This is a genomic window from Photobacterium sp. R1 (genome assembly GCF_054600795.1).
This window is the reverse complement of the sequence record NZ_BAAHZP010000012.1, coordinates 20,168-33,498: the sequence shown is the minus strand read 5'-3', so window position 1 is coordinate 33,498 and position 13,331 is coordinate 20,168. Positions and strand designations below refer to the sequence as shown.

At 43.4% G+C, this 13,331-nt stretch carries 13 protein-coding genes and 1 pseudogene; 10 read left to right on the top strand and 4 right to left on the bottom strand.

The features are described 5' to 3' along the window. Nucleotides 1-276 precede the first annotated feature (276 nt). The 4 genes and pseudogenes from fabR to ACYP03_RS18090 form a co-directional block, all read left to right on the top strand. A complete protein-coding gene (gene fabR, locus ACYP03_RS18105; protein WP_248144702.1) occupies nucleotides 277-912 on the top strand; it encodes an HTH-type transcriptional repressor FabR in 636 nt (211 codons plus the stop codon). Between the two features lie 17 nt (nucleotides 913-929). Further along, the gene (locus ACYP03_RS18100; protein WP_248144692.1) at nucleotides 930-1,307 is read left to right on the top strand and encodes a YijD family membrane protein; all 378 of its coding nucleotides are present in this window, start codon (nucleotides 930-932) and stop codon (nucleotides 1,305-1,307) included. Between the two features lie 289 nt (nucleotides 1,308-1,596). Continuing rightward, nucleotides 1,597-2,850, top strand: a complete 1,254-nt coding sequence (locus tag ACYP03_RS18095) for a tyrosine-type recombinase/integrase (protein ID WP_459781457.1) — start codon at nucleotides 1,597-1,599, stop codon at nucleotides 2,848-2,850. 140 nt (nucleotides 2,851-2,990) lie between these two features. Continuing rightward, nucleotides 2,991-3,157: pseudogene (locus ACYP03_RS18090) on the top strand (IS256 family transposase); the annotation flags it as partial. Nucleotides 3,158-3,194: 37 nt separating this feature from the next. On the opposite strand, the gene ACYP03_RS18085 reads toward ACYP03_RS18090, so the two are convergent. Then, nucleotides 3,195-4,115 (bottom strand): hypothetical protein, encoded by a 921-nt coding sequence (locus ACYP03_RS18085; protein WP_459781455.1) that lies wholly within the window; start codon nucleotides 4,113-4,115, stop codon nucleotides 3,195-3,197. 361 nt (nucleotides 4,116-4,476) lie between these two features. Between ACYP03_RS18085 and ACYP03_RS18080 the strand changes: the two genes are divergently transcribed. Next, nucleotides 4,477-5,127 (top strand): inovirus Gp2 family protein, encoded by a 651-nt coding sequence (locus tag ACYP03_RS18080; RefSeq protein ID WP_459781453.1) that lies wholly within the window; start codon nucleotides 4,477-4,479, stop codon nucleotides 5,125-5,127. Nucleotides 5,128-5,165: 38 nt separating this feature from the next. Here ACYP03_RS18080 and ACYP03_RS18075 read toward each other — a convergent pair whose 3' ends face one another. After that, nucleotides 5,166-5,663: a lecithin retinol acyltransferase family protein gene (locus tag ACYP03_RS18075; protein WP_459781451.1), complete on the bottom strand. Its 498-nt coding sequence runs from the start codon at nucleotides 5,661-5,663 to the stop codon at nucleotides 5,166-5,168. Nucleotides 5,664-6,008: 345 nt separating this feature from the next. Between ACYP03_RS18075 and ACYP03_RS18070 the strand changes: the two genes are divergently transcribed. Beyond that, nucleotides 6,009-6,209: an AlpA family transcriptional regulator gene (locus tag ACYP03_RS18070; protein WP_459781449.1), complete on the top strand. Its 201-nt coding sequence runs from the start codon at nucleotides 6,009-6,011 to the stop codon at nucleotides 6,207-6,209. A 99-nt stretch (nucleotides 6,210-6,308) separates the two neighbouring features. Here the strand turns inward: ACYP03_RS18070 and ACYP03_RS18065 are convergent, their stop codons facing one another. Both ACYP03_RS18065 and ACYP03_RS18060 read right to left on the bottom strand, forming a co-directional pair. Further along, nucleotides 6,309-6,596, bottom strand: coding sequence for a DUF2787 family protein (locus ACYP03_RS18065; RefSeq protein WP_459781447.1), 288 nt, complete (start codon nucleotides 6,594-6,596; stop codon nucleotides 6,309-6,311). A gap of 22 nt (nucleotides 6,597-6,618) precedes the next feature. Beyond that, nucleotides 6,619-7,479 carry a helix-turn-helix transcriptional regulator gene (locus ACYP03_RS18060; protein ID WP_459781445.1) on the bottom strand — a complete coding sequence of 287 codons (861 nt, stop codon included), beginning with the start codon at nucleotides 7,477-7,479 and terminating at the stop codon, nucleotides 6,619-6,621. A 148-nt stretch (nucleotides 7,480-7,627) separates the two neighbouring features. Between ACYP03_RS18060 and ACYP03_RS18055 the strand changes: the two genes are divergently transcribed. From ACYP03_RS18055 to ACYP03_RS18040, 4 genes are read left to right on the top strand one after another with little or no spacing between them, the layout of a single operon-like run. After that, on the top strand, nucleotides 7,628-8,902 hold the full coding sequence (locus tag ACYP03_RS18055) for a hypothetical protein (RefSeq protein ID WP_459781443.1): 1,275 nt from the start codon (nucleotides 7,628-7,630) through the stop codon (nucleotides 8,900-8,902). After that, nucleotides 8,892-9,461 (top strand): condensin complex protein MksE, encoded by a 570-nt coding sequence (locus ACYP03_RS18050; protein WP_459781441.1) that lies wholly within the window; start codon nucleotides 8,892-8,894, stop codon nucleotides 9,459-9,461. The genes ACYP03_RS18055 and ACYP03_RS18050 overlap by 11 nt, the downstream gene beginning before the upstream one ends. Next, nucleotides 9,455-12,247, top strand: coding sequence for a hypothetical protein (locus ACYP03_RS18045; protein ID WP_459781440.1), 2,793 nt, complete (start codon nucleotides 9,455-9,457; stop codon nucleotides 12,245-12,247). Before ACYP03_RS18050 ends, ACYP03_RS18045 begins: the two co-directional genes overlap by 7 nt. Continuing rightward, nucleotides 12,244-13,128, top strand: a complete 885-nt coding sequence (locus ACYP03_RS18040) for a DUF7281 domain-containing protein (protein WP_459781438.1) — start codon at nucleotides 12,244-12,246, stop codon at nucleotides 13,126-13,128. Before ACYP03_RS18045 ends, ACYP03_RS18040 begins: the two co-directional genes overlap by 4 nt. Nucleotides 13,129-13,331 lie beyond the last annotated feature (203 nt).

Here is a 13,331-nt window from a genome sequence, read left to right as displayed (position 1 = left end):
TTGTTTCTGTGGTGCGGAGTGTAACGTTTTCCTGCACAAGGGAAAATCGCCTTGCCGCGATAGAGCGCGGAGGATCACGTTGTCGGTGATAGATTTCTCAAATATGTACCTGAATATCAGGAGATTGTGAGCCGACTGGGAAAACCGGAACTGTGATTTTGATTCCAGCTGAGTGGCTCGTTAGTATTCCCCCGGTCAAAAAGAGGAATGACGCTGAACAAGTTGCTGAAAGCGGGTATAGTGAAACACAAACTGGCAACCGAGAAGCAGTCAACCATGGGGATCAGGGCCCAACAGAAAGAGAAAACCCGGCGTTCACTGATTAACGCAGCATTTAACCAGCTCAGTGCCGAGCGGAGTTTTTCCAGTCTCAGCCTGCGCGAAGTCGCCCGCGAAGCGGGGATCGCGCCCACGTCTTTCTATCGACACTTCAAAGATATGGATGAACTTGGACTAACATTGGTTGATGAGGGGGGCCTGCTGCTTCGCCAGTTGATGCGTCAGGCCCGGCAGCGTATTGCCGAGGAAGGCAGCGTCATCCGCACTTCTGTTGAAACCTTTATGGAATTTATTGAAAGCAGCCCGAACGTGTTCCGGTTGCTGTTACGGGAGCGTTCCGGCACGTCTCCGGCGTTTCGTGCGGCCGTTGCCCGAGAAATTCAGCACTTTGTGGCGGAACTCACGGAGTATCTGGAGGCCAAAGGAGGAAGCCGTCATGAAGATGCATTCACTCAGGCTGAAGCTTTGGTCACACTGGTATTCAGTTCCGGCGCCGATGCACTGGATCTCGATGCTCAGTCGCGGGCAGAGCATGCCGAGCGTTTGATTATGCAACTCCGGATGATTGCCAAGGGTGCTTACTGGTATCGTAAAGAGCGTGAGCGGAACACGCTGGCGCATAAACCTAAATAGAAAATGTTGGTGAAAATATGGACAAGCAACAAGTTAAAGCAGAACGCAAGACCTTAATCCTGTCGCTGCTGGCGGGACTATGCGGTAATGCCACACTGGCTGTGTTTACCTCCAGTGCGGTCGCTTTCTCTATTTTTCCTGTCATTGCTTTTATCATGACAGTGTATTGCCTGTATCAGGATTACCTGACACGTCCAATGTCGGAAGGGACGCCGCAGATTGCCTTTGCACTGTTTTTAGTCGGTGCCTTTGGGTATTCCGCATTCCTGCGAGCTCAGACACCGGACATGGGCTCCAACTTCCTGCCGCTGATGATCTGTCTGGCGCTGCTGCTGTGGGTGGCCTACCGGATGGGTATCATGAAGCCAAAAGCGAAAACTCAGGAAGACGCGTAAGCTTGTCGATTTCACGTAAAAAGGCGCCTGAGGGCGCCTTTTTTATATCGGAATGATTGCCTGCCGGACGTGCGGTTATCTGCGCTCCAGCATCACACCGGCTTCCATGTGGTGGGTAAATAGATGCATTAATCCATTGATGTCCATTAAAGTTCATTGTTTTACATTAACTATATGATTCTAGTGTATTTGTTCTGGTTTTGTTGTCCATTGACGTCTTTGTGAGTACAATGAAAGCTCAATCGAATCCGTACCCCATGCCGTACCCAGATGAGAGGGTTGCTTATCCATGACAAAACGAATCAGTAGCAATGCTACGTTGCAAGCACTGAAACCTCAGGATAAAGAGTATCTCGTTCCGGACAAGAAGATTGAAGGATTGAACATCCGCATTCGTCCTACGGGCACGATGACTTGGACATTTCGCTTTCAGATTGGCAAGAAGCACGACAAGATCTCCATGGGGCGGTATGTTAAATCCAAGCCAGAAACCGGGATGACATTAGAGCAGGCAAGGAAGGAGGCTGGGCGTTATCGAAGTTGGCTAGAGAACAGTAAAAACCCGAAGGTTGAGCTTGAAAAGGAAAAGCGCGCACAAGACGAAGCTAAGATCTTTGATGATGCCTTTGTGAGTTTTGATGAAAAGCGTCTATCAAAACAATTACGGGGTGACCAGTCGAGAACCATTTACAATCGAGACATAAAGCCATTCATCGGTCATATCAAACTGGCTGATTTGAGCATATACGATCTCAATACGGTCTTCGATGCAAAGGTCGATAGAAATGGAAAGCGTATGGCTGGAGCCATCGGTGTCTGCCATAAAATCATCAATCAAGTGATTAGTCATGCTTTAGCATTAAATATGCTTGATAGTCATCCTGCCCCGCAACTGAAAGCAAAAGACGTTGGTGGGGGTTCCAGAGTTACTAAGCGAAACCTTAGTTTTGCTGAGCTAAAGATTTTGTTCACCAGCTTGGATGACTGGAGAACTGATCCTGCGAATATCCGCTTAATACGTTTTTTGCTTGGCTGTGGACAAAGAATCAGTGCCGTGCTCGAAATGCGTTGGAATGAGTTAGATTTTGATGAAAGGGTTTGGCTATTACCTGCCAGTTCAGAAGAGCGACACACTAAAAGCCAAGACACTCGAAAAGTCCCCTTGAGTGATTACCTGCTTGAGCTTTTAAAAGAGCAGCGTGAGAACGTGCATAACAAGTGGAAGTTAGTTTGGCCTCAACTTTCGGTCGACAAGATCCAAGAGCCTGCTGCTATTCGTGCGCTTATCAAGCGAAATTTACCACTTGAGATTGAGCGTTTTTCACCACATGACTTGCGTCGTACCTTTATAAGCCGTTGCAGCGAAATGGGGTTAGATATCGTGGCGATTGAGAAGACGGTCGGCCACCAGCTACCAGGCATGCTCAGAATCTATAATCATCATGATTATCTCGATGAGCAATTGAAGGTATTAGATGCTTGGGGCAAAAAATTGCAGTCATTTGCGGTTGCCAATGTGATACCTCTTTCATCGGCCAACTAGCGTAGCGATTGATATGTAAGCTGGCTTTGTCAGTTTAAGGTGGCGTTCTACGTATTCTGTCTTTTTCTCCGTGACTGACAACAGAGCCATAGTATCTAGACATTGATAGTCAAAACGCTCTTATCTGGCATGTTCGTTAGCTGACGATGATCATGGGCGGATTCATCAACGAAAGCAGCCTGCTAAAGCTGCTCTATGCATAGATGCTGAAGACCTCCGGAAGTGGTTGTTGCAAAACTGGAATCTAACGCTATCCCAGTTAAGCATCCACTTTCCAGATAGGAGCAATCAATATGTTGATCTGTGACTTACGCTGACACAGAACGATGAACACCTTCGTGAATTTAATCTTCACTTATCAATGGATCTGCAAATTGTGGATTGGTATCTATTCTTCTCAAGATAGTTTTTTCTTTGTGCGCCTTTTCGATTAATCGTTCTAAAGTTTCGTTGATAAGTAAGTCATTTAATTTAGCTAGTGCAATCAGCTTTTCTTTTGTTTCTTCCCTGACTCTATATTGAATTGATACTTTACCGTCTCTGTTTCTTCTCTGTTTTCTTTGGTTCCAATTCTTCTTTAATCTATGTAGGAAAACTTCTCGGCTTTCTAAGTCATACCATGAATCAATAGTTGCAATAAAGAAATGATACTTTGCATTTGTTGATGTTGGACGAACACGTAGAACTCCGTATAAATTATCATATGCATCCCAAATGAAATCTATTTGATCTTTATCGTCTTTATGAATCCACTTTATACTTTTTAAATTATATTGAACTTCGTACCACCGTTCTTTTATTTCAGTAATTATATCTTCTTTTTCTTTTTTAGTTGATTTGCAATTTTGTATGCACTTAATTATACGGTCTTTTATCTCATTTTTACTATCTACCCTGATGCTTAAATATTTTCTTTCTATATGGTCGAGATCTCTTTTCCATATATTTTCGATATCAAAAGGGTCTGTTTTTAATAGGTCAAACCATAGCCAGTATATAAATCTATCTTCTCCGTTTGTTATAAATTCAATTTCTGTATTTGTTAACTTGGTTCCCAAGTATTTACTTCTTGTTTTCTGTATAAAAGTGTTCTCTTGACCTCTGAGATTATATTTTATTTCTTTGTTTATATAGTCTTCCTTGTCCTGAATGGAAGCCCTTCTTAAATCCTTTCTCTGCAGCTTAAATTGTGAGATTAGCTGTGTTATGAAAAAATCACATTCATCCTCTGATTTAGAATTGAATACATTATCATTATTATTCATGTTTACCCTTTAAAAGTAATACTTAGTAGTAATGTAGTAGTTATAAGGTATTTTTAGTGGGGTTATCAAGGTGTTTAATGAGGGTTTTTCTGTAGGATGAGATCGGTGTAACATGTTGTTGTATCTTGAGTGAATGGTATGATTTTAAGTGCGATAACTCTAGAGTGAACTTTTCTATCGGAATCCTGCTTGTTGTGCATGTGGGCTGGACTGATGTGAAATGAATGATGTCTGTTTGGTTATATAAGACTAAATAGCCATGAATAAATTAAATAAAACATGTAATTAAGAGTAATGGTCATAACACTTAAAAAATAACTCAGTGATTATTCCTTTGGATGAAACCAAGAAGGAATAACACATGAATGAGAATCTTACTTACGACAACAGCTACCAGGGATATGATATTTACGCCAAATCACCATTAATGATTCGGTGTTTAGACAGGATTGAAAGCTTATTGGATGGGTATGTTTCAAAGTGCCCGAGAGTGCTGGCCTTACGTTTCGATCTTAGAACCCCGAATTGTTTCTACTGTGATGATTACCCTGTCACAGCTAGTGGTTCATTGATTAGTCGGTTTATCCGATCTCTTGATGAGAAAATTAAAGCGGATCTAAAAAGGAAGCAGAGAAGTAAAAGTAGAACCCATAAAACTGAACTTGGATACATATGGGCGAAGGAAGATGGGGAGGATGGCAAAGAGCATTATCATGTGGCTATACTTTTGAATGCTGATACCTACTATTTACCAGGAGACTATAATGGTGAGCGTCATTGCTTGGCAACGATGATCATTGAAGCTTGGCAAAGTGCTTTGGAAGTTGATTTTTATATGGCAAGAAATTTAGTTCACTTTCCTAACAATCCAGCATATCGCTTAAACTTACGATCAAATGAATTCTTTGAAGTAAAAAATAGATTGTTTTATCGCTTAAGCTATTTAGCAAAAGTAGACACTAAAATCAGAGGTCGTGGCAAAAGAAGTTTTGGGACAAGTCGGATTCGATAGAAACAAGAATGGGCTGGATACACCAGCCCAGATTAAACTTAAATGTCTGCCCTGTCCCACACACGCCATTTTCGTGTGTCTTGATAACGCTTAGAATCAGATTTGAGTTGCATGAGTAAGACGGTATTGTTTTCGCTCTCTCCAGAGACACAGTAAGACGCGAATTGGTGGCAATTACGCCAAAGTGGGTGGTAGTCGATTTCTTTACCGAGGTAATCTTCTGCGTTTTTGGCGGCCACCTCATTATGGATGGCTTCACCGTGAGCATCGCAAGAAACGTAGATACTGATTGCAGTAGTGTCCCGGATGAATGCTGATGCTGAAACGACTTCAATCATCCCTTTCCTATTGAGATGAACGATTTGACCATTCCCTATATAGATACCGGAATGATCTGCATATCCAAACGCTAGATCACAATAGACCACTGAACCACGCTTTGGTGCTGTCTTATCCACCAATACATTATCAATAAAGCTTTCAGCAAGGTTGATCGCTGGTTTTACCAACAGCCACCTTAAAATAGGCCATGCCATGGACTCCCTCCAAATTAGTCCGCATAGTGTTAATGACACGCAGAATTTGCATGTCACGATATGATTTAAAGCTCTTACTTCAATCAAGTCCGGTGCATCATGAATGGTGCTCCTGAGTCTAAGATCAGATGCAACCCTCCAGTACTTGATCTTCAGACGTGAAGTACTGCTTAGGGTAACGATTAGACGCAACACATCTCCTTAGTTAAAAATCGCTCTATCAAAGTGATGACATATATCTGTGTTGGTTTGAATTGTGTTCAATGGGCGACGACTGGAAGGGAGGAAATGCAGTAAATTTTTACTCGCGAATCTATCTCATGAACCAATACAAGGAGTAACACCATGAGACTGATTAAATTAAGCGAAGTGAAACACTTAACAGGTCTAGGGCGTTCAACCATTTACAATTTCATGAAAGAAGGTAAGTTCCCTCAAAGCGTTTCACTGGGTGGAAGGGCTGTTGCGTGGGTAGAAAGTGAGGTAATGGAATGGATTGTGAAAAAAATTGCGGAGCGTGACGGCCAACCACCGCAATTTTCTTAGGTTATCCTCGCTGATACTCCGATAGCTGAGGAGTAACGTTCACCTTGTCGTAAATCTCCGCATCGCTCAGGAAGTTCTCCCCCCAACAACTGATAGAGCTCAACCGTAGCAGTATTGCTTTAATGGATTGCCAGCCATCATACTGGGTAAACAACGACTGCACGCGAAAATCGAAATTGATACAGCGCTCCAGCTTAGAGGGTAATTGTTCCCTACATAAGCAAAGTCGGTGATGTATTCGATGTTCCAGGTCCCATCGTCAGTCTTGTCAATGCCAATTTCAACAGAGTGAAACCCAATATCTCCAGCGCTATAGCTACTTTGTAGTGATGGCCACAGGTTTGTTGCTAGCAGTAGCTGTTGTGGCGGTGTTTGAGTTTGGAACAAATTTTGGTGTTTATACTCATGTTTAGTAAGTCAGAAATGGCATCAACTCATCCATATTTCCCACGGTAATTTGTTGTCCTTGGGGTCTGTTTTGCTGCATGTGTATATCAATGTTATACGCATCTAACAGATATCGAACGAGCGAGGCGTTTGTGGCGATGTGAAGTGCGCCGTTGGCCATGCCGTAATCTTTTTCAATCACCGCTTTTTGCTTTTTGTTGAAACGGATATCAGGGATGAGCTCGATCGTTACTTCAGTATTCCAAAGCGTATCATCTTGCCTGCCGTGTGCGGCACTGTCGTTGATGTCCGGTATGCCATGAATACGACTCAAGACGAAATCGCGATAGTCATCGGCATGCTCACAATAAGCGCGAACATGCCAGCGTAAAGGTGTGCAAACCAAGGTGTGAGGAGATATGATCCTTTCGACGATTTCGCCATCTTTTAAGGATGTGTAGCAAATATCGACACGTTTTTTCTCTCGAATGGCTTGTACTAAAGGCTGTAATACCTCCGGTGAAATATTGCGTGTCACTGGGCGAATCATGGCAGTGTGTTCAAACCCCATATCCAACTCATTAAATGTTACTGTCATATCTTCTCGGCGAGAGAGTATATGTAGGTACTCGTCGGCATGGCCAGAGGTCAGCTTGGGAGTAAAGCTATCACCTGGTTTGTAGCCTTTTAGGTGCTTATCGTAAACAAGGTTACCGGGTGCGATGTCGGCCAAGTAGGAATTGATGTCTTTGGATGCTTGCTGACGCCCGATACCAAAACTTTGTATCAAGTGATTGGTGGTTAACCTCCCCTCCCAAAGCGCGACAATTTCAATCACCCTGTATCGTAAAAGCAGGTCCCACCTAATCGGCCATTTCGTCATTCTTCGATTCCTGTCTATTTGTTCGACATGTTTATGCGTTCAGTATTTACCAGTCTCCGCGGATACCATAATGTTTCGCTGTTACTTAAGAGTCAACGTTGTATAAGGTTTGTTGGGTTTGGAATTTTTACAACAAAGGTAGTTACGGATGGCGGCACCAAAAAGTCTCATTTTTCAATTACATCGCCACTGGGAGGTAGTTGAGCAGTTAACTCGGCTTTCGCGAGAGTTTCCGGCATTTGACCTTAGCGTGCTTGGTCATGTGCTCAATCAGTATAAAAGCAAAGACACGGATAGTAATACCGTGCTCACTAGTCTCTTAAATGCGGACATCTTGCAACCTATCAATCGAAGTAGTGACTATCAGCTAAATGCCCTAGTGGTGGACTTTGTTAGAGGGCTGACTCAGGAGCATGAGTTGGGTTTATCTGCAGTGCTTAAAGCCCGTGTTGAAGCGATTAAGCAAGCCACAAGTCAAGTATTAAAAGGGCTTGACGAATCGGATAATGACTTACTTCGCGCAGGGGCGAATCAACTGTCAGAACTGATAAGAAAGATCGCCCAACAGTTGACGCAAGACAAGCAAGCCATCTTTGAAATTGCTGAATTGGCGAAATCATCTGACACCAGTGTACCAATTGAACGACGTTACCGAGAGGTTTTAGAAGTCTATGACCAATATGTTGAACCAATGAATGAAATGATGGATAGCGGTCTAGGAGGAAGTTTCTATCCATTATTAGAAAAAGCGGAAGAAGCGCTAGATCACGCTGTTGATGTTCTCTCAATTCGTGGCTCTTTGTATCAACAAAGGTTGGCACTGCGCCAGATAGCCTATCAAGTAAAAGATTTGCGATACCAAGGGCGGACCATTGCTCAGCAATGTGCGGATACCTTGCTGCCATTGAGAGAAGAAGTGAGGCAGCACAACCAACTTTCAGCTGTGATTAGCAAGCAACTAGGCCAAGTGCGTAAAAAGGGATTGCAAAGGGGGCTTAGTAAGGGGTTGCCACTATGGAAAAGTGGTCGCGTCTCGAAAATTCAAATAGGGAACGAAGTGCGTGAATTGATGGCTGAATTTTTAAACTTTGAGCCTAGCTCGATCCCTTTTCCTGACGAAGAAACACTGCCAGAGAGCCCTTTAGTCAATTGGATCGATGAAGTCTGGCTACGAGAACAACTTGCTGATGAACTACCGGTAGAAAATCTTATGACATGGCTTAAAGAAAGCTATCAGCACTTACCTGATGCAGAATTGTTACGCCTCTATCATGAGCTTGTGCGAGACCCGCAATGGGATAGCTCCTTGGGTATCAACTCACATACCACGATGTTGAATACGGTATCCGTGACCTATCATCCGCATGAAATAACAACCTTGGATAGCTCACTAAATGAAAAGGAAGCTGATAGTGCAAAATAGCAAAATCGATCTATCTGAGCTGGCTCATCTGACAGAGCTTTTTAGTGTTTTTAACTCTGGTCGACATCTCAACCGTTCGACAGATGCAGCGTTGTGGCATGCGCTCGAACTTAAAGCAAAACAGTATCAATTTCTATTTTCAAGTTTGGGTTTTGATTTGCGTATCGATGGTCGCGGATTTGCTTGGTTTCATGACGATGAAGGTAGTCAGAACATCAATAAACAATCGCAACAGTTAGCACTGCTACTGATGGTGATTTTTGATCATCAAGCTGACATTGGCCGATCGCTTGGGCAATTTTACCTGTGGACGATTGATAACTCTCTCTTAGATGAAGTCTACAAAAAGCATCAAGGGCTACTGGATGCGGAAGAGTTGGATCGTGGTTCACTTATCAAGATCCTCGAGAACGCCGTGCGAAAAGGCTTTGCGGTTCAGGAAAAAAATCACTGGCGTTTACTACCTTCGGTGTATCGCTACCTTGACCATTTTGAAGCTATTACCGAACAAGCATCCGACACTAATATGTCAACAAATGAGGAAGATGAATCATGCTAAATTACGGCTTTCAACGTTTAGCGTTAATTGGTAGCGCTGGTTACCAGCGAGCGGAGCTTCCTCTTGATGACTCTGTGTCTTTGATCGCACCTAATAACCGCGGCAAAACAAGCTTAATCAATGCCCTCCAGTTTCTACTGATCATCGACCAAAGAAGGATGGATTTTGGCTCTCATAGCCTAGAAAAAGCCCGTCGCTTTTATTTTCCGAACAACAGCGCTTACATCCTGCTAGAAGTCATATTGCCCCAAACAGGTACAGTTGTTTTTGGATGTGTCGGTAAAGGGGTTGGCTACGACTATGAGTATTTTGCTTATAAAGGTGAGTTGAATCTTGATGATTACCGTTTGGATGATGGCAATATCGTTACCCAACCCAAATTAAACAATCACTTAGCTAGTAAGAAGCACCGCGTGTATCGATACAACGACAAAGACTTTCGTCATTTGATCTATGGCGGTGCGAAAAGTAAAAAAACAAGTGATATCGACTTTACAGTATTCAAACTCGAACACGTGAGCGATGCACGTTCCTTCCAGCAAGTACTGACCAAGACGTTAAGACTTGATAAGCTCAACTCTAGTGATGTTAAAGACTGCTTGTTGAAGATATTTAGTCGAGAGCTACCCAACGCTAGCATCGATTTTAAGCAGGAGTGGGAAAAAGCGTTTCAGGGCATCAATCTAGAACGTGAGCAGTACCTGGCGGCCGTCAATAATCTGCCAACGATTCAGGAACTCGAACAGAAGTTTGAGCGCACGTTGTCATTAAGAGGAAAGATCGCAGCATGTCAGCCAAAAGTGAATGAATTGCTGCAAGATTGGCATGGCCACGTTCAATTTATGGCCGAAAGTCTATCTACACAAAGAAGTCAGCTTGAAAAAACGCGAGAAGAGATGCGCGAGCAGGATATCGCGCATGCTGTAGCGCGCACTGGATTAACGAATAAACTCGCAGAATTACAACGTACCGAAGAGCAATACCAAGCGCTAGACGCTCGATTTACCTTGATTCCGAACCAATCATTTTTGGAGGATCAGCTCAGATCAGCCGTGAAAAAATATGAAGCACAGGCTGCATTGTGTATTCAATCGCAACGTTATTCCTCACCAGATCTTGTTAGGCAGTTGCGAGACCGCACGGAAAAGTTGCGAAAGTTGAAGTCACAACACCAAACCCTGGGTGACAACTTATACCTTCATCTTTCTAAACAGCTCAACGCCCCCGAGTTAGAAAAGCTGAACAAAGTGCTCAGTCAGCAAGTAATGCAACTGTCATCCTCGCAGTATTCATTTGATATAAAACAGCTTCGAGCAGTGCTGAACGGTGAATCAGCGAATGTACTCTCACTTCCTGGTTTAAAGCTGACCCTTGACGAACTTATGTCTCAACACGTTCAAAAAACAGAGCAAGAGCTGATGGAGGAAATAGATAGTGTTAATGAACAAATAAAGAACATTGAAGAACTGCTGGAAGCAAGCAAAGAACGTGAGGCTGCGGAAAAGGAAAAGAACGAATTACATCAAGTGGTTAAGCAATGTGAAAAGGATCTTTCTGATTACCAACAGCTTCAACAACTAGCAAAGAGCCAGCCGCAGCGGATTGAGGAAAAAGAAAAACTTAATAAAGAGTTACATGGGGTTAATACAGCCCTTGCTACTGCTGGTGAGAAGCATAATGAGCTTACGAATCAAATCAATGAGATCGTGGAAAATCTAAGTAAGATAACTTCGGACGATGGTAATGTTGAAAAGCTAAAAAAACAGAGAATTGATGACCAAGCGCTGTTTACCGCACTTCCAGACCAACCTCACACTCCATGGCTAGTCACAGAAGAGTGGTCTTTGGAGCATTTGCCAGTTCGTCTTGCGCAGTACATCGACGATTGCAGAGAGCTCGATAATCTAGCCAAAGAGTTGCGCCAATTGAAAAATGAGTTAGGCCAGAAAGGACTTACTAAATTTCACATGGCTCAAACTATGGATGAAGAGCTAAAAGGCATCATTCAATTCAGCCATTGTTTAGATGATGAGAAGAAAGCGCTGGAGAGGAAAGCTCGCTCAGCGGTCGTGAACGTGTCAGCGAGTTTGAGAGAACTTCGTAGTGGGCTTTTTTCACTGCAAAGTAAAATGAGGGAGTTCAATCGATTAATCAGCCACAGGCAACTTTCTGATCTGAAGACTTTTAAAATTGAAACGGTTGAGGAAAGCCAACTTATTGATGCAATGAACGTACTTATACAACAAGCAGAGCAAACTGAAAGTGGGCAGAGTTTTGAACTGTTTGATCAAGCCAGTGTTTTGGATGATGCCGATCTAGACCGAGCCAAGAATTTGCTGATAGAAGAGGGTAATGCGCGCCAAGGGTTGAGGGTCGCGGACTTGTTTAGGCTTGAGTTTGTCGTGGCTAAGCAAGGGCAACAGCAAGAGTCGTTTGAGGATATTGATAGTGCTGCGTCTAATGGTACGGTTTTGATGGCGAAGCTAGTGACAGGCCTTGCTATGCTGCACTTAATGCAAGATAAACGTCACCAAATGAAAGCGGTATGTTATTTAGATGAAGCATTGGCACTGGATACCAAGAACCAAATCAACTTAATTGAGATTGCTGATCAGTTTGGTTTTGCGTTGATTTTTGCATCCCCAGCTCCGTTAACAACAGCTAGGTATTGTGTACCCATCCAACAAGCGAATGGTAAAAACCATATTAGCCGCAATAGTTGGCAGATGTTCACACCCATTGAAAACTGCTCAACGGCTCAATCAATGGCGGAGCCCTCATTATGAGTCAGGCATTGATTAAAGCATTAGGGCGACTTGTCGAGGTATACCCGGGCTCTGTTGCGGCGAGCTCTCTGACGCCATCTCAGAGGAACCAGCTCGAAGAGTTCAGCCGTAAGACTCAGAGTATACACGTCACACCTAAAGGACGGGGGGTTGTCTACAGTATTCAAGATATTGACGTCATTAACGTTACCATAGAGCAGTTAGCGCCTCAAAGCGATTTGTCTGTTACCGTCCCACAAAGAGCGGCGAATATAGCAAATTCCCGCAGCAGTAAGCAGGGGCGAGTGACTCATGATGTGACCTATATTTTGGCAAAAACTGTAGCGAACCCAAGTTGGAACGTATCAGGAGTACCAACCAATGATTTAAATGCAGCCGTACGAGAGTTTGGTGTGGTTGCGCTTGAAGTTGGAGGAGAAAAAAACAGCAACCTTCACAGCAATCACTCAATTTGGCTTGTAGAGAATCAAGCTCTGTTCGATCAACTAGATTGGCTACCTACCAATGAGCCTGTGACCGTCATTTGGTATAGAGGGCAGCTTCACAACAAGTTGATTAACTGGTTATCGGAGCCTGAAAGGGCGCCATTGGTCTATTTTTTTGCTGATTATGATGGTGTAGGGCTGAGCAATTACCGCCGATTAAAAGAACGATTACAACATCGCACAGAGTTTTGGTTGGTACCAAACTGGCGGGAGCTATTGATTCGATATGGTCAAAATCAACTTTGGATCGATACAGCAAGAGAGTTTGAATCTTTTGAGCGCAGCGTAGGGCAATGGTTTGAGGAGGACATTGAGTTACAGGACCTTGTTCAAGAGATGAAGAAACAAGGATTGGCGCTTGAGCAAGAGGCTATTTGGCTGAACATTACCATTTGAAATTATTGAGAAAGGCATGTCAAATATCTGATAGTGGGGCTGCTTATAGTGCACTGATATTTATAGCACCTAGATTAGATGGACCTGTAGCAGTAATACTGCGATGTAGGTAGCTTCGACAACATAGACCAGCCATCCACTGAGATTCTCAGTCATTGTCACAGCACTCTGGTATTTGATGGGCTTATTGGTTGAAGAAAGAG